The sequence below is a fragment of the Microbacterium sp. NPDC089186 genome (assembly GCF_040685115.1).
GTDB lineage: Bacteria > Actinomycetota > Actinomycetes > Actinomycetales > Microbacteriaceae > Microbacterium > Microbacterium galbum.
Window position 1 is genome coordinate 607,824 of the sequence record NZ_JBFBHJ010000004.1, and the last position, 21,606, is coordinate 629,429.

The window sequence follows — 21,606 nt, forward strand, 5'->3', positions numbered from 1 at the left end:
GCATCCACCCCTCCCACAAAGGAGCAGCCATGACCACCCCTCTCACCACCACACGCCGGACCCCGGCCGACCTGCCCGAGCACATCCAGCACTACATCGGCGGATCGTTCGTCGACTCCGTCGACGGCGACACGTTCGACGTGCTCGACCCGGTGACGAATCAGACCTACCTGCGCGCAGCCGCGGGCAAGAAGGCCGATATCGACCTCGCGGTCGCCGCCGCCCGGAAGGCGTTCACGGAAGGCCCCTGGCCCCGGATGCTGCCGCGCGAGCGCTCGCGGGTGCTCCACCGCATCGCCGACATCGTCGAGTCGCGCGACGAGCGCCTCGCGGAGCTGGAGTCGTTCGACTCGGGGCTCCCGATCACGCAAGCCCTCGGTCAGGCCCGCCGCGCGGCCGAGAACTTCCGCTTCTTCGCCGATCTGATCGTGGCGCAGACCGACGACGCCTTCAAGGTGCCCGGCCGTCAGCTCAACTACGTCAACCGCAAGCCGATCGGCGTCGCCGGCCTCATCACGCCGTGGAACACGCCCTTCATGCTCGAGTCCTGGAAGCTGGGACCGGCGCTCGCCACCGGCAACACGGTGGTGCTCAAGCCCGCGGAGTTCACGCCCCTCTCGGCATCCCTGTGGGCGGGGATCTTCGAGGAGGCGGGCCTGCCCGAGGGCGTGTTCAACCTCGTCAACGGCCTCGGCGAAGACGCCGGTGACGCGCTGGTGAAGCACCCCGATGTTCCGCTCATCTCCTTCACGGGCGAGAGCAGCACCGGGCAGCTCATCTTCGCCAATGCGGCGCCCTTCCTGAAGGGCCTGTCGATGGAGTTGGGCGGCAAGAGCCCCGCGATCGTCTTCGCGGATGCCGACCTGGATGCCGCGATCGACGCGACCATCTTCGGGGTGTTCTCCCTCAACGGCGAGCGCTGCACCGCGGGCAGCCGCATCCTCGTGCAGCGCGACGTGTACGACGCCTTCGTCGAGCGGTACGCGGCCCAGGCCGATCGCGTGAAGGTCGGGCTCCCCGACGACCCCGCGACCGAGGTCGGCGCGCTTGTGCACCCCGAGCACTACGCCAAGGTCATGTCGTACGTCGAGCTCGGCAAGACCGAGGGGCGCCTGGTCGCCGGCGGCGGCCGTCCCGAGGAGTTCCCGGAGGGAAACTTCGTCCGCCCCACGGTGTTCGCCGACGTCTCCCCCGAGGCGCGGATCTTCCAGGAGGAGATCTTCGGCCCCGTCGTGGCGATCACCCCCTTCGACACCGACGAAGAGGCACTCGCCCTCGCGAACAACACGAAGTACGGCCTGGCCGCCTACGTCTGGACGAACGATCTGAAGCGCGCCCACCTCTTCGCGCAGAACGTCGAGGCCGGGATGGTGTGGCTGAACTCCAACAACGTCCGCGACCTCCGCACCCCGTTCGGCGGCGTGAAGGCCTCGGGCCTCGGGCACGAGGGCGGCTACCGCTCGATCGACTTCTACACCGACCAGCAGGCCGTGCACATCACGCTCGGCCCCGCGCACAACCCCACGTTCGGCAAGGCGCAGGCGCACTGAGCCCCACCGGTGGCTGAGCCCGTCGAAGCCACCCCCGACCCGCAGAACACTCCACGCAAGGACGCGACCCCATGGCAAAGCACACCGAAGAACAGAAGACCTCCTCCGGGTTCTGGGTGACCGAAGAGGCACCGATCCAGTCGGACAACCCCATCCCCACGCCCACCTCACCGGCGCCCGACATCCTGCGCTGCGCGTACATGGAGCTCGTGGTGACCGACCTCGCGGCATCCCGTGTCTTCTACGTCGACATCCTGGGCCTGCACATCACCGAGGAGAACGACGAGGCGATCTACCTCCGCTCGACCGAGGAGTTCATCCACCACAACCTGGTGCTGCGTCAGGGTCCGGTCGCGGCCGTCGCCGCCTTCTCGTACCGCGTGCGCAGCGCCGACGACCTCGACAAGGCCGTCGCGTTCTACGAGGAGCTCGGCTGCGAGGTGCGCCGCGAGCCGAACGGGTTCACCAAGGGCATCGGCGACTCGGTGCGCGTGGTCGATCCCCTCGGCTTCCCGTACGAGTTCTTCTTCGACACCGAGCACCAGGAGCGCCTGTCCTGGCGCTACGACCTCTATTCCCCCGGCGAGCTCGTGCGCCTCGACCACTTCAACCAGATCACCCCCGACGTGCCGCGCGCGGTGAACTTCATGCAGTCGCTCGGCTTCCGCGTGACCGAGGACATCCAGGACGAGGAGGGCGTCGTCTACGCGGCCTGGATGCGCCGCAAGCCCACCGTGCACGACACCGCCATGACCGGCGGCGACGGACCTCGCATGCACCACGTGTGCTTCGCCACGCACGAGAAGCACAACATCCTCGCCATCTGCGACAAGCTCGGCGCCCTGCGCCGATCGGATGCCATCGAGCGCGGTCCCGGCCGCCACGGCGTCTCGAACGCGTTCTACCTGTACCTGCGCGACCCCGACGGCCACCGCGTCGAGATCTACACGCAGGACTACTACACCGGCGACCCCGACAACCCGGTCATCACGTGGGACGTGCACGACAACCAGCGCCGCGACTGGTGGGGCAACCCCGTCGTGCCGTCGTGGTACACCGAGGGCTCGCTCGTGCTCGACCTCGACGGCACCCCGCAGCCGGTGCGCGCGCGCACCGACTCGAGCGAGATGGCCGTGACCATCGGCGCCGACGGCTTCAGCTACACCCGCGCGCCCGAAGAGGTCGGTGCCGGCGAGTTCAAGCTGGGCAACCAGCTCTGACCCGCCGCCGCGCCAGCCCTGCCAGCGCCGGCGCCCGCCCACCGATGTCCCACTTATGGCTGGTTGGGCGCCCCTCAACCAGCCGAATTCGGGACACGCTCCACCAAAAGTGGGACGCGCGCACAGCCGCAGCTCGTCCAGCCCGTCCATGTCCCACTTCTGGCTGGTTGGGCACCCCTCAACCAGCCAGAAGTGGGACACGCTCCACCAGAAGTGGGACGAGGTTCGTGAGACCGACCAAGGAGACCCCATGCTCACCGACGCACAGATCGACGCCATCGCGGCCGAGCTCGCCGAGGCCGACCGCACGCACGCGGTGATACCGCGGATCACGGCGAGGTATCCGGATGCCGTGGTCGAAGACTCCTACGCGATCCAGGGCCGCTGGCGCGATACGCAGATCGCCGCGGGACGCACCCTCGTCGGGCGAAAGATCGGCTTGACCTCGAAGGCGATGCAGCAGGCGACGGGCATCACCGAGCCCGACTACGGCGTGATGTTCGACGACACGGTCTACCGCTCGGGAGACGAGATCCCGGTCGCCCTGTTCTCGAACGTGCGCATCGAGGTCGAACTCGCGTTCGTTCTCAAGACCCCGCTCGAGGGCCCCGACTGCACGCTCGACGACGCCCTCGCCGCGATCGACTACGCCGTGCCCGCGCTCGAGGTGCTCAACTCGCACATCGAGCTCGAGGGCCGCACGATCGTCGACACGATCAGCGACAACGCCGCCTACGGGGCGATGGTGCTCGGCGACGTGCACAAGCGCCCCGACGAGATCGACCTGCGGTGGGTCCCGGGCGTGCTCAGCCGCAACGGCGAGATCGAAGAGACCGGCGTCGCCGCGGGCGTCCTCGGCCACCCGGCGACCGGCGTGGCGTGGCTGGCGAACAAGTTCCACCAGCACGGCGCGCGCCTGGAGGCGGGCGAGATCATCCTGGCAGGATCGTTCACGCGCCCGATGTGGGTGTCGCAGGGCGACGACGTGCTGTGCGATTACGGACCGATGGGAACGATCTCGTGCCGCTTCGTCTGACCCCGACCTTCCGCGCCGCCCTCGCGGCATCCGATCGCTCCCTCGCGGGCATGTGGGTGTGTTCGGGCAACGCCACGATTACCGAGGTCGCCGCCGGCTCGGGCCTCGACTGGCTGCTGCTCGACATGGAGCACTCGGCGACCTCGCTCGAGTCGGTGCTGACCCAGCTGCAGGTGGCCGCGGCGTATCCGGTCACGCCGGTCGTGCGCGTGCCGTGGAACGACCCCGTGACCATCAAGCGGGTGCTCGACCTGGGTGCGCAGAACATCATCGTGCCGATGGTCTCGACCGCCGACGAAGCCCGCGCCGCAGTCGCCGCCACGCGGTACCCGCCGCAGGGCGTGCGCGGTGTCGGCAGCGCCCTCGCCCGCAGCGCCCGCTGGAACCGCGTCGACGGCTACCTCACCGAGGCCGCCCAGCACGTCTCGCTCACGGTGCAGATCGAGACGACGACGGGAGTCGACAACGCGGCTGCGATCGCCGCGGTCGAGGGGGTGGATGCCGTCTTCGTCGGCCCCAGCGACCTCTCGGCCTCGATGGGCCTGCTCGGGCAGCAGTCGCATCCCGATGTCGTGGCGGCGGTGCATCGCGTGTTCGCCGCAGCGGCGGATGCCGGGACCCCGGTCGGCGTGAACGCTTTCGATCCCGCGGTGGCCGAGGCCTACCTCGACGCCGGAGCGGATTTCGTCGCGGTCGGCGCCGACGTCGCTCTGCTGGCCCGCGCGTCCGAGGCGCTGGCGGCGCGGTTCGTCACCGCCCGCGCGGAGCAGCGCGACAGCTACTGAGCGCGCGCCGTCCCGAGGGCCGCGAGCTCGGCCCGCGTGGAGACGCCGGCTTTGCGCAGCAGGTTCGACACGTGGAACTTCGCGGTGTTCTCGCTGATGCCGAGGCGTTCGGCGATCGCGCGATTGCGTGAGCCCGCGACGACCAGGCTGAGCACCTCGCTCTCGCGGGGGCTGAGGTCGACCGCCTCGTCGAGGAAGTCGGGGCGCGGGGGCGGATCGAGCGGCAGCACGACCGACAGCTCCGACCCCCACCCGGGAGTCGAGGCGACGTCGAACGCGCCGTTGAGCGCGCTGACCCGCTCGACGATCGGTCCCAGCGAGTCGTCGTGAGCGGTGAGGGTGCCCGCTCCGTCGTCGCGGATGCCGATGAGCAGGTTCAGCCCGTCGCAGTCCCATTGGATGCGCACGCGGTGTGGAGTGCCCCGGTCGAGTAGGGCGAGCACGGCGCTGCGGACGATCGCCCGGGCCTCGTGCGCGACTTCACCCGGCAAGGCGCGCCCGGTCGCCGGAGGCTCGACGAACTGCACGTCGAGGTCGCCGTGCCGGACGAGCGGACGGAGATCGGTGCGCAACCGGGCGAAGGCCCCGGTGACGGGCTCGAGCAGGGCGCTGCGCTGCTGATCGGTGGAGGTCCGCAGCACGACGAGGGCGGCGGCCGCGGTCTCCACGGCGAGGGCGCGCGCGGCCCGGTCGTCGAGACGCGTGGACCGCAGGATCGCCAGCACCGATTCGAGCGTCACGGCGTGGCGGTCGGCCTGCTCGGCGACGACGCGTTCGTGCTCGATGACGAGGGCGCGGGACGCGGGAGACGACAACTCGGCGGACGACTTCACCCGCCCAAACCTAGCCGACGGAGCCGAACCTACCCGATCGGGTAGGTCGACCTCTGCCGTCGACCGGCCTCGCGCTCCGCTCCCCCGGCGAAGCATGGACACATGACCTCCCCCGACGCCGGCATCGCGGCATCCCTCACCCGCATCTCGGGCGAGCTGACCTCGGTCGTCGACAGCCTCGCCACCGGCGACGGCGCGGACGACGTGCTCGAGGTGCTGGGCGGCGCCGACCGCGTCTTCGTCCTCGGCGCCGGACGCTCGGGCCTCGCGCTGCAGATGACGGCGATGCGCCTCATGCACCTCGGCCTCGCCGTGCACGTCGTCGGCGAGACCACCGCCCCCGCGATCCGCGCCGGCGACGTGCTCCTCACCGCCAGCGGCTCGGGGACGACGGCCGGCATCGTCCGCGCCGTCGAGACGGCCACCGAGGTCGGCGCGCGCGTCGTGGCGATCACCACCGCGCCCGACTCGCCCCTCGGGCGAGCGGCGGACGCCCTCGTCGTGGTGCCCGCCGCGACGAAGCTCGATCGCTCGGGCACGGCCTCCACCCAATACGCCGGCGGTCTGTTCGAGCAGGCCGTCGTCCTCGTCGGCGATGCGGTCTTCGACGCGCTCTGGCAGCGCTCGGGCCTCTCGGCCGACGACCTGTGGCCCCGCCACGCGAACCTCGAATGACCCTCCGCCCCGACAGTCAGGACCCCCGAATGAAGCTGCAGTTCGCCATGGACACCCTCACCACCGAGGCCGCCCTCGACCTCGCCGCCGCCGCGGCGCCGCACGTCGACATCCTCGAGCTCGGCACCCCGCTCATCAAGAGCGAGGGCCTCTCGGCCATCACCGCCATCAAGAAGGCGCACCCCGACAAGATCGTCTTCGCCGATCTGAAGACGATGGATGCCGGCGAGCTCGAGGCCGACATCGCCTTCGGCGCCGGAGCCGACCTCGTGACGGTGCTCGGCAGCGCCGGCGACAGCACGATCGTCGGAGCCGTCACCGCCGCCAAGAAGCACGGCAAGGGCGTCGTCGTCGACCTCATCGGGGTCGCCGACAAGCCGGCCCGCGCCAAGGAGGTCATCGCCCTCGGCGTCGAGTTCGTCGAGATGCACGCCGGCCTCGACGAGCAGGCCGAAGAGGGCTTCACCTTCGCCACGCTGCTGCGCGACGGAGAAGCCTCGGGCGTGCCGTTCTCGGTCGCCGGAGGCGTCAACGCGTCGAGCATCGCCGACGTGCAGAAGGCGGGCGCCCAGGTCGCCGTCGCCGGCAGCGCCATCTACAGCGCCCCCGATGTGGGCGCCGCCGCCGCCGAACTGCGCGCCGCGATCGTCTGAGCGCCGACCGCATCCCGAGAACGACGAAGGGCCGGACGATCGCTCGTCCGGCCCTTCGTGGTGTCGAGGGTCAGTCCTCGTCTTCGTCGTCTTCGTCGTCGTCGCCGACGATCTCGATGTCTTCGACCTCGAGCTCGGGCGTGAGCTGCACGTGCACGAGAGCGTCGGGGAACGAGGTCTGACCGGCGAAGACCACGATGATCGCGTCGGCGAAGACGCCCACCCCGATCGCCTCGAGGTCGGTGCGCAGGTCGACGTCGGCATCGAGCTCGTCGTCGTCGAGGGCGTCTTCGATGTCGCTCGCGACCTCTTCGACGATCGCACGCCAGCGCTCCTCGCCGACCGAGAGCACGTCCTTGAGGTTGCTCATGATCGCGTCGAGGTCGGGGGCATCTTCCTCGTCGATCTCGGGGTCGAGGTCGACCTCCACCTCGACGCCGGCGGCATCCAGGTGTCCCGACCCGATGACGCTGTCTTCGTCGATCTGGGCGTCGTCGAGCAGGCCGCTCTCGGTGACGCGGCGGAGGAGGTCGTTCAGCACGGACTCAGTCATGTACAAACTCTGACACGTCCGGAGAGCTCTCGCCTCCCCCATTGCGGGCGATGCTCCGTGTGTTCAACCGGCGGCAGGTCGTGGTTCACCGTTCGGCGGTGGTGAGGGGACGCCGGCGACACCGCCCGGGAGCACGTCGGGCGAGACCGTCAGGCCGACGCGCGCTCCGCCGCCTCGACGACGTTCGTCATGAGCAGGGCGACCGTCATCGGACCGACGCCCCCGGGGTTCGGCGAGACGAATCCGGCGACCTCGGCCACGTCGGGGTGAACGTCGCCGTATACGCGCGACTTTCCGGTCTCGGGGTCGGTCTCGCGCGTGACGCCCACGTCGAGCACCGCGGCGCCCGGCTTGACGTCGGCGGCCTGCACGATGTGCTTCACTCCCGCGGCGGCGACGATGACGTCGGCCTCGCGCAGGTGCTTCGCCAGGTCGGCCGTGCCGGTGTGGGTGAGGGTCACGGTGGCGTTGATCTCGCGGCGGGTCAGCAGCAGCCCGATCGAGCGGCCGATCGTGACGCCGCGGCCGACGACGACGACCTCTTTGCCCTTCAGGTCGTAGCCGCCTCGCAGCAGCAGCTCGATGACCCCGCGCGGCGTGCACGGCAGGGGCGTGTGGATCGGCGCGTTGACGTTGAGCACCAGACGACCGAGGTTCGTGGGATGCAGGCCGTCGGCATCCTTCGCCGGATCGATGCGCTCGAGGATCGCGTCGGTGTCGATGTGCTTCGGCAGCGGCAGCTGCACGATGTAGCCGTGGCAGGCGGGGTCGGCGTTGAGCCGGTCGATGACGGCCTCGACCTCCTCCTGCGTGGCCTCGGCGGGCAGCTCGACCTGGATCGAGTTCATGCCGATCGCCTCGGACTGCTTGTGCTTCATGCCGACGTACAGCTGCGAAGCGGGGTCCGCGCCCACGAGCACCGTGGCGATGCCCGGCACGACGCCGCGTTCGCGGAGTGCCGCGACCCGCTCGGTGAGCTCGGCCTTGATCGCCGCCGACGCGGCCTTACCGTCGAGAATCGTCGCCGTCATGGCATCCCTCGTTCTGTGTGTGTCGTTCGTGTCATGAAGTGGTGCGGTGCCGCGCCCCGCCGCCGCCGGGTGGCACGGCACCGCAGCGATAAACGCTGATCCTCGTGAGACACGCGGCGTCGCACCGTGTTTCGACAGAATCAGCGTTTATCGCGGCCCTGCGCCGGACGAATGCGACGCCGGGGACCGCGCCGCGAAAAGCGGACACCGGATGCCGGGGCGGGGCCGCCTGCGCGACGCCCGCCCCGGCACGGCTCACTGCTGCAGGTCGGGGTACAGCGGGAAGGCCTCGGTCAGCGTCGCCACGCGGGCGCGGAGAGCCTCGACGTCGGCGCCCGGGATCAGCGCGAGGGCGATGATGTCGGCCACCTCGGTGAACTCCACGTCGCCGAAGCCGCGGGTCGCGAGCGCCGGGGTGCCGATGCGAAGGCCCGAGGTCACCATCGGCGGACGCGGGTCGTTCGGCACGGCGTTGCGGTTGACGGTGATGTGGATGTCGTGGAGGAGGTCTTCGGCCTGCTTGCCGTCGATCTCGGCCTCGCGGAGATCGACGAGCACGAGGTGCACGTCGGTGCCGCCCGAGCGCACGGCGATGCCGGCGTTCTTCACGTCGTCCTGGGTGAGACGGTCGGCGAGGATCGCCGCTCCGCGGAGCGTGCGCTCCTGACGTTCCTTGAACTCGGGCGTCATCGCGAGCTTGAACGCCGTCGCCTTCGCCGCGATGACGTGCATGAGCGGACCGCCCTGCTGCCCGGGGAAGACCGCGGTGTTGATCTTCTTGGCGATGTCGGCGTCGTTGGTGAGGATCAGGCCCGAGCGGGGGCCGCCGATCGTCTTGTGCACGGTGGTGGAGACGACGTGCGCGTGCGGGATCGGACTCGGGTGCACGCCCGCGGCCACGAGACCGGCGAAGTGCGCCATGTCGACCCAGAGGAGGGCGCCTACCTCGTCGGCGATCGCGCGGAACGCTTCGAAGTCGAGCTGACGCGGGTATGCCGACCAGCCGGCGATGATGACCTTCGGCTTGTGCTCGACGGCGAGACGGCGCACCTCGTCCATGTCGATGACCGAGGTCTCGGGGTCGACGCCGTACGCGACGATGTCGTAGAGACGGCCCGAGAAGTTGATCTTCATGCCGTGCGTCAGGTGGCCGCCCTGGTCGAGGGCGAGACCGAGCAGCGTCTCGCCGGGGCGCGCGATCGCGTGCAGCACCGCAGCGTTGGCGGAGGCGCCCGAGTGCGGCTGGACGTTGGCGAACTCGGCGCCGAACAGCTGCTTGGCGCGCGCGATCGCGAGCGACTCGGCGACGTCGACCTCTTCGCAGCCGCCGTAGTAGCGGCGTCCGGGGTAGCCCTCGGCGTACTTGTTGGTCAGCACCGAGCCCTGCGACTGCAGCACCGAGACGGGCACGAAGTTCTCCGACGCGATCATCTCGAGGAAGCCGCGCTGGCGGTTCAGTTCGCGCTCGAGGACCTCGGCGATCTCGGGGTCGACCTCCGAGAGAGGGGCGTTGAAGTACGGATCGGTCATGCGATCTCCTTGACGATGGTTCCGGATGCCGCGGACTCGGCGAGTCCGCGGAGATACCGCATCGACCCAGGCGTGCGGTCGAATACCGTCAAGCGGTCGCTCCCCGGTGGTGTCCCACCTCAACGCCAGTCGCGACGGTGCCACTGTATCGCGTATCACGTGCGCGGCCTCGCGTGACCCGGCATCCACCGTTGCTCCACAGGTTCCTCTCGACGCGGAGGGGGCTGAGAATGTCGAAGGCGCCACGGTCCGCGTCAGCCCTGTCCGACGCAGAGGTGGCGGAGCTCGTCGAAGCCACCGGGGCCTCTGCGGGTCCCGGTGGCTTCGACAGGCTCAGGGACCTGAGCTGGGCGAGGGGGCTGAGCGTGCCGACGCCGCCGCGGTCGGCGCGGGCCCGGTCCCTTCGACAGGCTCAGGGACCTCGGTTGCGGCGCGATCGGCTCGACGGTGAGCGATCCCGGATGCCGAGCCCGCGGGCCCGCGTAAAATGGCGGGGTGACCGACTCCCCCAACGTCCGCGCGCAGGCGCCCCTCGCTCCCGGCATGCGCCCGCGGCCGACGGCGGTCGAGATCGGCAGCGTCGTCTGCGGCCTCTTCGCCTTCGTGACGCTCGCCATCTGGGGCTTCACCGCGTGGCCGCTGCCGTGGAACATCGTGGCCGGCATCGGCGCCCCGGCCCTGGCCGTGGTCGTCTGGGCCCTGTTCGTCTCACCCCGCGCGGTGCTCGCCGTGCACCCCTTCGTGCGCGCCATCGTCGAGCTGTTCGTCTACGCCGCGGCCACCGTGGCGTGGTGGAGCATGGGCCAGGCCTGGATCGGCCTCGGTTTCGCCATCGTCGCCGTCGTCTTCGGCGCCCTGAACGGCCGCCGGCGCCTGGCATGACAGACGAGACGGCGCACCTCACGCCGTCGCAGCGCGCGGGTGACGACGTCCTCGCGCTGCTCCGGGCCGAACTCGGCGCGCGCGTCGACACCGCCCCCGCCGCCCTCGAGGCGGCTCGCGCCGACAAATCGGGCCACGCGGCCGAGGGCCTCCCCCTCGCGGTGGTGCACGCGGCATCCGTCGCCGACGTCCAGGCCGTCATGCGCATCGCCACCGCCACGCGCACGCCCGTCGTGCCGCGCGGAGCGGGGACGGGACTCGCGGGCGGCGCCAACACCGGCGGCGGTGAGATCAGCCTGTCGGTGCGCGCGATGGACCGCGTGCTCGAGGTGCGCCCCGACGATCTGCTGGCCGTCGTCGAACCCGGCATCCTGAACGCCGACCTCAACACCCACCTCGAATCTCACGGAGTCTGGTGGGCCCCCGACCCCGCGAGCCGGGCCATCTCCACCGTCGGCGGCAACATCGCCACCGGTGCGGGTGGCCTGCTGTGCGCGAAGTACGGCGTGGTGCGCGACGCTGTGCTCGGCGTCGACCTCGTGCTCGCCGACGGCCGCCTCCTCCACCTCGGCCACCGCAGCGTGAAGGGGGTGACCGGCCTCGACCTCACCTCGCTCGTGATCGGATCCGAGGGCACACTCGGCGTGGTGGTGGGCGCGACCCTCAAGCTCCGCCGCCTCGTCGAAGGCGAGCGTGTGACCCTGACGGCCCTGTTCGACGGCGTGCGCGCCGCCGCCGTCGCCTGCGCCGCGGTCACGGCATCCGGAGTGCAGCCCGCGATCATGGAGCTGATGGATGCCACGAGCCTCGCCGCCGTGCACCGCCTGCTCTCGCTGCCCGCCCCTCCCGCGGGCGCGGCGCAGGTGACGATCCAGACCGACGGCCCCGCCGCGGTCGATGAAGCGCGGGCGATCGCCGCGGTGCTCGAGGCCGAGGGAGGGCGCGTGTCGGTCGCGGCCGACGCGGCCCAGGGCGAGGAGCTGCTCGCGGTGCGGCGGGCCATGCACCCGGCGATGGAGACGCTCGGCACCCCCCTCATCGAGGACGTGTCGGTACCCCGCAGCGCGCTTCCCGACATGTTCGACGAGATCGCCCGCATCGAACGGCAGTACGGCCTCGTCATCCCCGCCGTCGCCCACGCGGGCGACGGCAACCTGCATCCGAACTTCGTCTTCGAGGGGCCCGAGGTCCCCCCGGTGGTGTGGGAGGCGGCGGAGGAGCTGTTCCGCGCGGCGCTCGCGCTCGGCGGCACGCTCACCGGTGAGCACGGCATCGGCGTGCTCAAGCGACGCTGGCTCGCCGAGGAGTTGGGCGACGATCAGTGGGCCCTGCAACGAGACATCGCCCGCGTCTTCGATCCCCTCGGCATCCTGAACCCCGGCAAGGTGTTCGCTCCCTGAGTCGCGCTTCCCGGCCGGCACGGCCGCGTCGCGCCACGGGCGTGATCAGACCGTGATATTGCTCAGGGCAGACGCGCAGTGTGCGCCTCTACCATGGGAAGACTGACTTCCGGGGGGTTTGACTATGACCGACGGCGCACCTGGCACCGACGGCGCGACGTACGCCTGGGCTCCCGCCGAGCCCCAGCCGCGCAAGAACCGCTCCGGCCTGTGGATCGGCATCCCCGCCGGTGCCACGGCCGTGGCCCTCATCGCCGCGTCGCTCGTGCTGATCGCCCCCGGGGCCTCGGTCGCCGGCGTGCAGATCGGCGGTCTCACGGCCGGCGCTGCGGCGCAGGCCATCGAGTCGCGTCTGGCGCAGACGGCCGTCACGGTCGAGAGCCCCGCGGGCGAGGTCGTCGTGACCGGTGCCGACCTCGGCGCGACCGTCGACGCGGCAGCCCTCGCCGACAAGGCCTTCGCCGACAACCCGATGTGGAAGCCCTCGTCGTGGTTCCCGCAGGGGACGGGCGTGTCCGTCCAGATCGACGAGGCCGAGGCCGCCGCAGCTCTTCGCGACAAGGCCCCCGGCGCGTACCGCGCTCCCGTCGACGCGACCGTCGCGTATGACGCCGGGTCGCAGGCCTACGTGACCACCCCCGCCGAGGCCGGCGAAGGCATCGATGTCACAGCGGTTACCGCGGCGCTGCAGTCGGCATTCGACGCCGGCACCGCTGCGACCACCGTCGAGGCCTCGCTCGTGCCCGTCGACGCCCCCGTCTCCACCGACGAGGCCGCGGCCGCGGTCGGCACGCTCAACGGCATTCTCGATTCGGCCGGCTTCTACGTCGGCGACGAGCGCACCGTCACCGTCGACCGCGCCACCGCCGCCTCGTGGCTCACCGTCACTCCCGACGGCAAGGGCGCGTTCGCGATCTCGGCCGACGAGGCCGCGATCCAGGATGCGGTCGCCGGGCTCCCCGCCGCGGTCGATCGTGGGGCGATCAACGCCGACGTGATCGTCGACACCGGCGGAGAGGTCATCCACACCAACACCGAGGGTCAGACCGGACGCTCGCTCGGCGACACCGCCGGCATCGCCGCGGCCTTCGCCACGCAGCTCGCCGAGGGCAACGGGCGGTACGCCCTGACCGTGGCCGAGACGCCGTTCGAGACGACGAAGACCGAGCGCCGTATCGACGTCAACCTCAGCACGCAGACCACGACGCTCTGGCAGAACGGGCAGGTGTACCGCACCTACACGATCTCGTCGGGCGCGGGCGACCACGCCACCCACACCGGCGAGTTCCGCATCGGCTGGAAGACGGCCATGCAGGACATGGGCTGCGTCCCCGGTTACGACTACTGCACGAAGGACGTCCCCTGGGTCGCCTACTTCAACGGCGACGAGGGCTTCCACGGCACCTACTGGCACAACAACTTCGGTACGCCGATGAGCCACGGCTGCATCAACATGACCATCCCGCAGGCCAAGGAGCTGTACGACTGGGCCTACCGCGGCACCGAGGTGTCGGTCCACTACTGAGCCCGGATCCTTCAGAAGAGGGGCGGATGCCATTCGGCATCCGCCCCTCGTCCCGTTTCGGGGCCCCTCCCTCGAGTGGGCGTGCGACAGCCCGTCCGCTCACGCGGGCGCGACATCACGCGGGCCGTCCCCGTGGGCGCGACGCACCGCAGGAGTTCCCCTCCTCGGCCGGCCCGTCCGCCCCGGGATCGGGTCCCTCGCGCGCACAACTCCTGCGCTACGGCTCGGCCGAATGTTCATCGCCAGCGGGAGCGGCGGCTCTGCAGGAGCTGTGCACGCCGACCCGGGCCGACGGATCGGCCCAGCGCACGGTCTCGGGGCGGGGCGACGACGAAAGAGGGGCGGATGCCGATGGCATCCGCCCCTCTCGGGATCAGGCGATCAACGCAGCGCGTCGATGACCGCGTTCAGCGTGGCCGAGGGGCGCATGACCTTCTCGACGAGCGCCGTGTCGGGGCGGTAGTAGCCGCCGATCTCGGCGTGGTGGCCCTGGACCGCGTTGAGCTCGGACACGATGGTCTGCTCCTCCGCCTCCAGCTTCTCGGCGACAGGGGCGAAGACGGCGGCCAGGTCGGCATCCGTCGTCTGCTTCGCCAGCTCCTCAGCCCAGTACAGCGCGAGGTAGAAGTGGCTGCCGCGGTTGTCGATCGTGCCGAGCGCACGGCCCGGCGACTTGTCGTTCTCGAGGAACGTGCCGGTCGCGGCATCCAGCGTCTGCGCGAGCACGCGGGCGCGGTCGTTGCCCGTCGTGTCGGCGAGGTGCTCGAGAGAGGCCGCGAGGGCGAAGAACTCACCCAGCGAGTCCCAGCGGAGGTAGTCCTCCTCGACGAGCTGCTGCACGTGCTTGGGGGCGGAGCCACCGGCACCGGTCTCGAACAGGCCACCGCCCGCGAGCAGCGGCACGATCGAGAGCATCTTGGCGCTCGTGCCCACCTCGAGGATCGGGAACAGGTCGGTGAGGTAGTCACGCAGCACGTTGCCGGTGACCGAGATCGTGTCCTCACCGCGGCGGATGCGCTCGAGCGAGTACCGCGTGGCCTCGGCCGGAGCGAGGATCTCGATGGTGAGGCCCTCGGTGTCGTGGTCGGCGAGGTACTCGTGCACCTTGGCGATGAGGTTGCGATCGTGCGCGCGGGTCTCGTCGAGCCAGAACACGGCCGGAACGCCGGTCGCGCGGGCGCGCGTGACGGCGAGCTTCACCCAGTCGCGGACAGCCACGTCTTTGGTCTGCGTCGCGCGCCAGATGTCGCCCGTGCTCACCTCGTGCTCGAGCAGCACGTCGCCGTTCGAGGCGACGACCTGCACGCGGCCCGGGGCCGGGATCTCGAAGGTCTTGTCGTGGCTGCCGTACTCCTCGGCGGCCTGAGCCATGAGACCGACGTTCGGTACCGAGCCGATGGTCGCCGGGTCGAGCGGACCGTTGGCGATGACGTCCTCGATGGTCGCCTGGTAGACACCGGCGTACGAGGAGTCGGGGATGACGGCGAGGGTGTCGTCTTCTCCCCCGTCGGCGCCCCACAGCTTGCCGCCGTTGCGGATGAGCGCGGGCATCGAGGCGTCGACGATGACGTCGGAGGGCACGTGCAGGTTGGTGATGCCCTTGTCGCTGTTCACGTACGAGAGGCGGGGGCCGTTCTCGAGACCGGCGCGGATCTCGGCCGCGATGGCCTCGCCGCCCTCGACGTTCGCCAGACCCGCGAGGATCGAGCCGAGGCCGTCGTTCGGGGTGAGCCCGGCGGCCGCGAGGGCGTCGCCGTGACGGTCGAAGACATCGGCGAAGAAGGCCTTCACGACGTGACCGAAGATGATCGGGTCGCTGACCTTCATCATCGTGGCCTTGAGGTGCACCGAGTAGAGCACGTCGTCGGCCTTGGCCTCGGCCAGCGTGTCGGCGAGGAACGCGTCGAGGGCCGCGGCCGAGAGGAACGTGGCATCCACGATCTCGCCCTGGAGGACCTTGAGGCCGTCCTTGAGGGTCTTCGTGGTGCCGTCGGCCGAGACGTGCTGGATGGTGAGCACGTCGTCGTCGGCGATGACGACCGACTTCTCGTTCGAGCGGAAGTCGTCGTGGCCGAGGGTCGCGACGCGGGTCTTCGAGCCCTCGCCGAACGCCTTGTTGCGGTGCGGGTGCTTCTTGGCGTAGTTCTTCACCGCCAGGGGCGCGCGGCGGTCGCTGTTGCCCTCGCGCAGCACGGGGTTCACGGCCGAGCCCTTGATGCGGTCGTACCGGGCGCGGACGTCCTTCTCATCGACGCTCGACGCCTCGTCGGGGTAGTCGGGGATGTCGTAGCCCTGCGCCTGCAGCTCGGCGATCGCCGCCTTGAGCTGAGGGATGGATGCCGAGATGTTCGGCAGCTTGATGATGTTCGCCTCGGGCAGCGTCGCGAGACCGCCGAGCTCGGCGAGGGCGTCGCCCACCTGCTGCTCGGGAGTGAGGCGCTGCGGGAAGGCCGCGAGGATGCGGCCGGCGAGCGAGATGTCGCGGGTCTCGACGTCGACGCCCGCCTGCTTCGTGACGGCCTGCACGATGGGCAGGAACGACGCGGTGGCGAGAGCCGGCGCCTCGTCGGTGTACGTGTAGATGATGGTGGAATCGGGCACGTCAGATCTCTCCGTAGAGGCGGCCAGGGTTGCGAACCAGCCTATCGCACCAGGGCAAAGTCTCTTGATGTCGAGATAGTTCCACTCGGCGCCCCCCTGTCGTGTGGACTCCGTTCAGGCGCGGATGCCGTGCTCCCGGGCCGTCTTCGGATGCGCCATGGTGTCGCGAGGAAGGTCGGCGACGCGCATCCACCCCGGCCCCTCGATCCGGGCGCCCTTCGCGGCGAGACCGTCGATCGCAGCATCCACCTCGCGGGAGATCTCGTCGGCGAGCTGACTGCCGACCACCATCGACACGATCACGCGGCACTCCTCTCGCTCGACGCGCGCCGTCACGACGACCACGGCCTTCAGGGAGAACGGCCCGATGCGCGTCGTGAACAGGGACAACCCGGTGTTGTTCAACAGCGCCTCGCTGACGACGTCGCCGCGCTCCCACACCCAGAGACTCTCGCCCGTCGCCCCCGGATCGGCGGAGCTCGTGCGTTCCGGCGCCGGGCGCAGGTGCGCCCGCGCCAGAGCAGCCGACACCGCGTCGACCGTGGCGCCCTGCGCCTCTCGCGCCACGTGGAGGACGCACGCGCGGGCGATCTTCCATCGGCCCGCCGGTCCGTCTTCGGCGCGGGGAGGGCGCGCGGGCGGCGGGGTGGCGGCATCCATCGATTCAGCCTACGGCGGGTGTCCGGGGCGGGGCGGCGGGCGGGCGGGGGCGCGAAAACCATGACGCCGAACGCATGCGGTGGCATGGGATCTTGGGGCCGGGACGACGGTGCCGCTAGCCTGGGCGCATGGCTGACCTGCGTCTCGTCGAACTGTCCGCCGCCACGATCGTGGCCGTGAACAATCTCTCGCTCAAGCCCGGCCAGGAGCAGTTCCTCGCCCCGGTCAGCTACGGCATCGCCGCGACCGTGATGAACCCGTCGACGTCGTGGCAGCGCGTCGTGCTCGACGGCGACGAGGTCGTCGGCTTCGTGAGCGCCAACTTCGACGGCGAGGCGCCCGAGGAGCACTTCCGTTCCGTCCTGTGGCGCATCAACGTCGACGCCGACGACCAGGGCCGCGGTGTGGGCAGCTTCGCGCTCGGGCAGCTCCTCGAAGAGGCGCGCCGTCGCGGCATGGACCACGTCGATGTCATCTACGAGCCCGGCGTCGGCGGCCCGGAGGCCTTCTTCCAGCGCGTCGGCTTCGAGCCCGTCGACGAGACGGAGTACGGCGAGGTCATCGCGCGCGTTCGCGTGTGAGGCGAACCACTTCTGCTTCCCGGGTGAGGTTGTAGCCTCCGGGCGTACGGAGGATCCGCTTCCTCGTACGGTGTCCCCGTGTCCGGACCGTGGTTCTCCATCCCCTTCGGGGTCGCGCTCGCGGCCTACAGCCTCGTTCAGCTGGGCTCGACTCCGCACTGGTGGAGCATCGCCACCACGGCCATTCTGCTTTCCGCTGCCGTGACGTCCGTCCTGCGGGGCGTCCTCGACCTACGGGCTCGCCGCCGCGCTCCGCGTGACTGACGACGGATGCCACGCGCCCCGCGTCAGGCGGGGGCGTGGCATCCGATGTTCTCGGCGCCCGGGGTCAGACGAGCGACTCCCGCCAGGCCGCGTGCAGCTGCGCGAACTTGCCCGTCCCGGCGATGAGGGCGGCGGGGGTGTCGTCCTCGATGATGCGACCGTGCTCCATCACCAGCACGCGGTCGGCGATCGCGACCGTCGACAGGCGGTGCGCGATGATGATCGCCGTGCGGTCGGCCAGCAACGTCTGCAGCGCATCCTGGATGAGACGCTCGCTCGGGATGTCGAGCGACGCCGTCGCCTCGTCGAGGATCAGCACCGCGGGGTCGGCGAGGAAGGCGCGCGCGAAGGAGATCAGCTGACGCTGGCCCGCAGAGACCCGACCGCCGCGCTTGTTCACGTCGGTGTCGTAGCCGTCGGGCAGCTTCGAGATGAAGCCGTCGGCGCCCACCGCACGGGCGGCGGCGCGGATCTCGTCCATCGTGGCGTCGGGCTTGCCGAGCGCGATGTTGTCGGCGACCGTTCCGCTGAAGAGGTACGCCTCCTGGGTGACCATGACGATCGCGCGGCGGAGATCCTTCGGATGCAGGCGACGCAGATCGACCTCGTCGAGGGTGACGGCACCCTGCGTCGGGTCGTAGAAGCGCGAGATGAGCTTCGCGAGCGTCGTCTTGCCGGCGCCGGTGGTGCCGACGAGGGCGATCGTCTGCCCCGCGGGGATGTCGAGCGTGAAGTTCGGCAGGATGACCCGACCCTCGGTGTAGCCGAAGGTGACCTCGTCGAAGCGGACGTGCCCGCGGGCACTCCACAGGTCGACGGGGTCGGTCGGGTCGGGAACCGTCGGCTCCTCCTCGAGGACGCCCGACACCTTCTCCAGTGCCGCGGTGGCGGACTGGTAGGAGTTCAGGAAGAACGCGACCTCCTGCAGGGGCGAGAAGAAGTTGCGCACGTACAGCACGGCGGCCGTCAGTACGCCGATCTCGAGCGGACCGGCGATGACGCGACCGCCGCCCCACAGCAGCACGACGGCCACCGAGACGGCGGCGACCGCCATGATCCCCGGCTCGAACGTTCCGAACAGACGGATCGAGCGCATGTTGACGTCGCGGTAATCCGCGGCGAGCGCGCCGAACTCGGCGTCGTTGCGGGGTTCCTTGCGGAACGCCTTCACGGCGCGGATACCCGTCATGGTCTCGACGAACTTGACGATGACCTGCGCACTGATGACGCGCGACTCCCGGTAGATGACCTGCGAGCGCGTGTAGAACCAGCGCATGAGCAGGTACATCGGGATGCCCATGACGGTGAGGATCAGCCCCGACTGCCAGTCGATGAGGAAGAGCGCGGCGAGGGTGAACAGGCCGTAGAGCACCCCCGACACCAGCTCGTTCAGTCCGCCGTCGAGCAGCTCGCGGATGGTGTCGAGGTCGCTCGTCTGACGCGAGATGATGCGGCCGGAGGTGTACGACTCGTGGAATTCGAGGCTGAGCTTCTGCGTGTGCAGGAAGATGCGCTTGCGCAGGTCGAGCATGATCGCCTGCGTCAGACGCGCGGCGACGACCACGTACCAGCCGATCAGCACGGCACCGCCGATGCCCGCGAGCAGGTACACGCCGACAACGCCGTAGGTCGGCATCCAATCGCTGCGCTCGATGACGGCGGGCAGCGCGTTGTCGATGCCGTAGGCGATCAGCGCGGGACCGGCCACACGCAGTGCCGTCGAGACGACGAGCACGGCCGCAGCCAGCACGAGCTGCCACCGCAGCGGTGACACGAGCGATCCGAGCAGGCGGAGGGAGCGCTGCCGGATGGCCTTGCTCTCGGCGCGCGTGTAGTCGGAGCGGTCTTCGCCGCTGGTCCCGGACACGGTCGCGGTGCTCATCGGGTCGCCTCCTTCTCGGTGAGGGCGTCGTCGGTGGGGGCGTCTCCGGATGCCGTGGCCCGGCGCCCGTCGGTGTCCGCGAAGTCCTCGTCGGGAGCGATGATCGAGATGGCTCCCGTCCGCGCCTCGCGCTCGGCTTCTTCGAGGCTCGAGATGACGTAGCGGTAGTGCTCGCTCTCGCGCAGCAGCTCGGAATGGGTGCCGACCGCCGTGACGCGCCCGTTCTCCAGCAGCGCGACGCGATCGGCCAGGGTGACCGTCGAGGGCCGGTGGGCGACGACCAGGGCCGTCGTCTCGCTGAGGACCTCGCGCAGGGCGTCTTCGACGAGGGCCTCGGTGTCGACGTCGAGCGCCGACAGCGGATCGTCGAGCACGAGGACGGCGGGGCGGGCGGCGACCGCTCGCGCAAGGGCGAGACGCTGACGCTGGCCGCCCGAGAGGCTGAGCCCCTCCTCGCCGATGACGGTGTCGACACCGTCGGGCAGGTCGTGCACGAACTGGGCCTGAGCGACCTGCAGGGCTTCGCGCAGGATCTCCTCCGCCTCGGGCGAGCCCGGGACGAGGTCTTCGCGCCCGAGGAGGACGTTGTCGCGCACCGTCTGCGAGAACAGGGTCGCGTCTTCGAAGGCCATGCCGACCTGGCGCCGCAGCTCGGCGAGCGACAGCTCGCGCACGTCGACGCCGTCGAGCAGCACGCGTCCGCCCGTGACGTCGTAGAGCCGGCCAGGCAGGGTCGTGAGCGTGGTCTTGCCGGAGCCGGTCAGGCCCACGAGGGCCATCGTCTCGCCCGGGCGCAGCGTCAGATCGATCCCGTCGAGCAGATCGGGCTCGGTGCCGGCGGCATCCTGATAGCGGAAGTGGGCGCCCTCGAAGGTGAGCTCGCCGCGCGGTGCGGCGATCGAACGCGGGTTCTCCGGGTCGACGATCGTGTTCTGCTCGTCGAACACCTCGAAGATGCGGTCGGTCGCGGTGCGCGCGTCGAGCAGGAACGAGAAGAGGAAGCCGATCGACTCCATCGGCCAGCGCAGCACGGTGGCCATGGCGAAGAAGGCCACGAGCTCGGCGACCTGCAGCTGCTCGAGTTGCGCCAGCACGATCCCCGCGCCGAGGCAGACGGCGAAGGCGATGTCGGGCAGCAGCACGAGCCAGAACCAGATCCAGCCGACCGCGCGGGCCTTGTCGATCTCGGTCTCACGCAGCGACTCCGCCTGGCGGGTGAACTTCTGCAGCGCGTGCTTTCCGCGGCCGAAGGCCTTGAGCACGCGGATGCCGTGGACGCTCTCTTCGACGGAGGTCGCGAGATCGCCCGCCTGATCCTGGCTCTGACGGGTGAGGGCGCCGTACCGCTTCTCGAAGCGGAAGCCGACGTAGATCACCGGGGCCGAGGTGACGAGGAACAGTGCTCCGAGCAGCCAGTGCCAGCGGAAGAGCAGAATCGCGCCGATCGCGATCGTCAGCATGTTGACGACGAGCAGGATGACACCGAAGGCGAGCCACCGGCGCAGCATGCTGATGTCCTGCATCATGCGGGAGAGGAGCTGCCCCGACTGCCACCGGTCGTGGAAGGCGACGGGCAGCCGCTGCAGGCGCGAGTAGAACGACTGGCGCAGGTCGTATTCGACCTTGGTCGCCGGCGCGAGCACGAACCACCGACGCAGCCACACCATCGCCGCCTCGGCGAGGCCGAGCGCGAGCACGGCGAGCGAGCCCCACACGAGCGCGGCGGGGTCGAGGGAGGCGATGGGGCCCGCGACGATCTGCTCGAGGACGAGCGGGATGGCGAGGGCGAGGAGGCTCGCGATGAGCGCCGTGACGGCGCCCGCGATGAGGCGCGGCAGCACCGGCCGCGCGATGGGCAGCAACCGCGCGAGAGCGCGCGGCGTGGAGAGACGTTTCGGAGTCGTCGAGGTGGTCATGATCCTCAGGGGGTCGAAGCGGGCGCCGG

At 70.4% G+C, this 21,606-nt stretch carries 19 protein-coding genes and 1 riboswitch; of the genes, 11 read left to right on the plus strand and 8 right to left on the minus strand.

Translation table 11 applies throughout. From position 1 onward, the window contains the following. Positions 1–29 precede the first annotated feature (29 nt). The 4 genes from hpaE (at position 30) to AB0N82_RS16675 (ending at position 4,591) form a co-directional block, all read left to right on the plus strand. Positions 30–1,550 (plus strand): 5-carboxymethyl-2-hydroxymuconate semialdehyde dehydrogenase, encoded by a 1,521-nt coding sequence (hpaE, locus tag AB0N82_RS16660; RefSeq protein WP_315993403.1) that lies wholly within the window; start codon positions 30–32, stop codon positions 1,548–1,550. Between the two features lie 71 nt (positions 1,551–1,621). Next, on the plus strand, positions 1,622–2,770 hold the full coding sequence (gene hpaD / locus AB0N82_RS16665) for a 3,4-dihydroxyphenylacetate 2,3-dioxygenase (protein WP_315993404.1): 1,149 nt from the start codon (positions 1,622–1,624) through the stop codon (positions 2,768–2,770). A 250-nt stretch (positions 2,771–3,020) separates the two neighbouring features. Then, positions 3,021–3,806 (plus strand): fumarylacetoacetate hydrolase family protein, encoded by a 786-nt coding sequence (locus AB0N82_RS16670; protein WP_363393253.1) that lies wholly within the window; start codon positions 3,021–3,023, stop codon positions 3,804–3,806. Continuing rightward, positions 3,791–4,591 (plus strand): HpcH/HpaI aldolase/citrate lyase family protein, encoded by an 801-nt coding sequence (locus AB0N82_RS16675; RefSeq protein WP_315993406.1) that lies wholly within the window; start codon positions 3,791–3,793, stop codon positions 4,589–4,591. The genes AB0N82_RS16670 and AB0N82_RS16675 overlap by 16 nt, the downstream gene beginning before the upstream one ends. On the opposite strand, the gene AB0N82_RS16680 is transcribed toward AB0N82_RS16675, so the two are convergent. Continuing rightward, a complete protein-coding gene (locus tag AB0N82_RS16680) occupies positions 4,585–5,424 on the minus strand; it encodes a helix-turn-helix transcriptional regulator (RefSeq protein ID WP_315993407.1) in 840 nt (279 codons plus the stop codon). The genes AB0N82_RS16675 and AB0N82_RS16680 overlap by 7 nt on opposite strands. A 102-nt stretch (positions 5,425–5,526) precedes the next feature. On the opposite strand from AB0N82_RS16680, the gene hxlB reads away from it, so the two are divergent. After that, positions 5,527–6,099 (plus strand): 6-phospho-3-hexuloisomerase, encoded by a 573-nt coding sequence (hxlB, locus tag AB0N82_RS16685; protein ID WP_315993408.1) that lies wholly within the window; start codon positions 5,527–5,529, stop codon positions 6,097–6,099. Between the two features lie 29 nt (positions 6,100–6,128). Beyond that, complete coding sequence (gene hxlA, locus AB0N82_RS16690) at positions 6,129–6,752, plus strand: 3-hexulose-6-phosphate synthase (protein WP_144782503.1); 624 nt, start codon at positions 6,129–6,131, stop codon at positions 6,750–6,752. A gap of 70 nt (positions 6,753–6,822) precedes the next feature. On the opposite strand, the gene AB0N82_RS16695 is transcribed toward hxlA, so the two are convergent. The 3 genes from AB0N82_RS16695 to glyA form a co-directional block, all read right to left on the minus strand. Then, on the minus strand, positions 6,823–7,305 hold the full coding sequence (locus AB0N82_RS16695) for a cytochrome C5 (RefSeq protein ID WP_144829129.1): 483 nt from the start codon (positions 7,303–7,305) through the stop codon (positions 6,823–6,825). 149 nt (positions 7,306–7,454) lie between these two features. Next, positions 7,455–8,336 carry a bifunctional methylenetetrahydrofolate dehydrogenase/methenyltetrahydrofolate cyclohydrolase gene (locus AB0N82_RS16700; RefSeq protein WP_363393258.1) on the minus strand — a complete coding sequence of 294 codons (882 nt, stop codon included), beginning with the start codon at positions 8,334–8,336 and terminating at the stop codon, positions 7,455–7,457. Between the two features lie 255 nt (positions 8,337–8,591). Beyond that, on the minus strand, positions 8,592–9,866 hold the full coding sequence (glyA, locus tag AB0N82_RS16705; protein WP_363393261.1) for a serine hydroxymethyltransferase: 1,275 nt from the start codon (positions 9,864–9,866) through the stop codon (positions 8,592–8,594). A 57-nt stretch (positions 9,867–9,923) separates the two neighbouring features. Further along, positions 9,924–10,009, minus strand: a riboswitch (ZMP/ZTP riboswitch). 352 nt (positions 10,010–10,361) lie between these two features. Between glyA and AB0N82_RS16710 the strand changes: the two genes are divergently transcribed. The 3 genes from AB0N82_RS16710 (at position 10,362) to AB0N82_RS16720 (ending at position 13,673) form a co-directional block, all read left to right on the plus strand. Further along, a complete protein-coding gene (locus AB0N82_RS16710; RefSeq protein ID WP_363393264.1) occupies positions 10,362–10,748 on the plus strand; it encodes a YrdB family protein in 387 nt (128 codons plus the stop codon). Next, a complete protein-coding gene (locus tag AB0N82_RS16715) occupies positions 10,745–12,148 on the plus strand; it encodes an FAD-linked oxidase C-terminal domain-containing protein (RefSeq protein WP_363393267.1) in 1,404 nt (467 codons plus the stop codon). Before AB0N82_RS16710 ends, AB0N82_RS16715 begins: the two co-directional genes overlap by 4 nt. A gap of 124 nt (positions 12,149–12,272) precedes the next feature. Further along, entirely contained in the window at positions 12,273–13,673 is a 1,401-nt protein-coding gene (locus AB0N82_RS16720) for a L,D-transpeptidase family protein (RefSeq protein WP_315993414.1), read from the plus strand. Between the two features lie 381 nt (positions 13,674–14,054). Here AB0N82_RS16720 and AB0N82_RS16725 read toward each other — a convergent pair whose 3' ends face one another. After that, entirely contained in the window at positions 14,055–16,274 is a 2,220-nt protein-coding gene (locus AB0N82_RS16725) for an NADP-dependent isocitrate dehydrogenase (protein ID WP_363393270.1), read from the minus strand. Positions 16,275–16,388: 114 nt separating this feature from the next. After that, entirely contained in the window at positions 16,389–16,934 is a 546-nt protein-coding gene (locus tag AB0N82_RS16730) for a hypothetical protein (protein ID WP_363393273.1), read from the minus strand. A gap of 128 nt (positions 16,935–17,062) precedes the next feature. Between AB0N82_RS16730 and AB0N82_RS16735 the strand changes: the two genes are divergently transcribed. Continuing rightward, positions 17,063–17,515 carry a GNAT family N-acetyltransferase gene (locus AB0N82_RS16735; RefSeq protein ID WP_315993417.1) on the plus strand — a complete coding sequence of 151 codons (453 nt, stop codon included), beginning with the start codon at positions 17,063–17,065 and terminating at the stop codon, positions 17,513–17,515. A 78-nt stretch (positions 17,516–17,593) separates the two neighbouring features. Further along, positions 17,594–17,779, plus strand: a complete 186-nt coding sequence (locus tag AB0N82_RS16740; protein WP_363393276.1) for a hypothetical protein — start codon at positions 17,594–17,596, stop codon at positions 17,777–17,779. 64 nt (positions 17,780–17,843) lie between these two features. Here AB0N82_RS16740 and AB0N82_RS16745 read toward each other — a convergent pair whose 3' ends face one another. Both AB0N82_RS16745 and AB0N82_RS16750 read right to left on the minus strand, forming a co-directional pair. Continuing rightward, positions 17,844–19,661, minus strand: a complete 1,818-nt coding sequence (locus tag AB0N82_RS16745; protein WP_315993419.1) for an ABC transporter ATP-binding protein — start codon at positions 19,659–19,661, stop codon at positions 17,844–17,846. Next, positions 19,658–21,577, minus strand: coding sequence for an ABC transporter ATP-binding protein (locus tag AB0N82_RS16750; protein ID WP_363393279.1), 1,920 nt, complete (start codon positions 21,575–21,577; stop codon positions 19,658–19,660). Before AB0N82_RS16750 ends, AB0N82_RS16745 begins: the two co-directional genes overlap by 4 nt. Positions 21,578–21,606 lie beyond the last annotated feature (29 nt).

Coding starts and splice junctions, on each gene's coding strand:
- AB0N82_RS16695 (WP_144829129.1), bottom strand. CDS start 7,305: ATGACTGAGTCCGTGCTGAACGACCTCCTCCGCCGCGTCACCGAGAGC.
- AB0N82_RS16700 (WP_363393258.1), bottom strand. CDS start 8,336: ATGACGGCGACGATTCTCGACGGTAAGGCCGCGTCGGCGGCGATCAAG.
- AB0N82_RS16715 (WP_363393267.1), top strand. CDS start 10,745: ATGACAGACGAGACGGCGCACCTCACGCCGTCGCAGCGCGCGGGTGAC.
- glyA (WP_363393261.1), bottom strand. CDS start 9,866: ATGACCGATCCGTACTTCAACGCCCCTCTCTCGGAGGTCGACCCCGAG.
- hpaD (WP_315993404.1), top strand. CDS start 1,622: ATGGCAAAGCACACCGAAGAACAGAAGACCTCCTCCGGGTTCTGGGTG.
- AB0N82_RS16670 (WP_363393253.1), top strand. CDS start 3,021: ATGCTCACCGACGCACAGATCGACGCCATCGCGGCCGAGCTCGCCGAG.
- AB0N82_RS16745 (WP_315993419.1), bottom strand. CDS start 19,661: ATGAGCACCGCGACCGTGTCCGGGACCAGCGGCGAAGACCGCTCCGAC.
- hxlB (WP_315993408.1), top strand. CDS start 5,527: ATGACCTCCCCCGACGCCGGCATCGCGGCATCCCTCACCCGCATCTCG.
- hpaE (WP_315993403.1), top strand. CDS start 30: ATGACCACCCCTCTCACCACCACACGCCGGACCCCGGCCGACCTGCCC.
- hxlA (WP_144782503.1), top strand. CDS start 6,129: ATGAAGCTGCAGTTCGCCATGGACACCCTCACCACCGAGGCCGCCCTC.
- AB0N82_RS16750 (WP_363393279.1), bottom strand. CDS start 21,577: ATGACCACCTCGACGACTCCGAAACGTCTCTCCACGCCGCGCGCTCTC.
- AB0N82_RS16720 (WP_315993414.1), top strand. CDS start 12,273: ATGACCGACGGCGCACCTGGCACCGACGGCGCGACGTACGCCTGGGCT.
- AB0N82_RS16730 (WP_363393273.1), bottom strand. CDS start 16,934: ATGGATGCCGCCACCCCGCCGCCCGCGCGCCCTCCCCGCGCCGAAGAC.
- AB0N82_RS16735 (WP_315993417.1), top strand. CDS start 17,063: ATGGCTGACCTGCGTCTCGTCGAACTGTCCGCCGCCACGATCGTGGCC.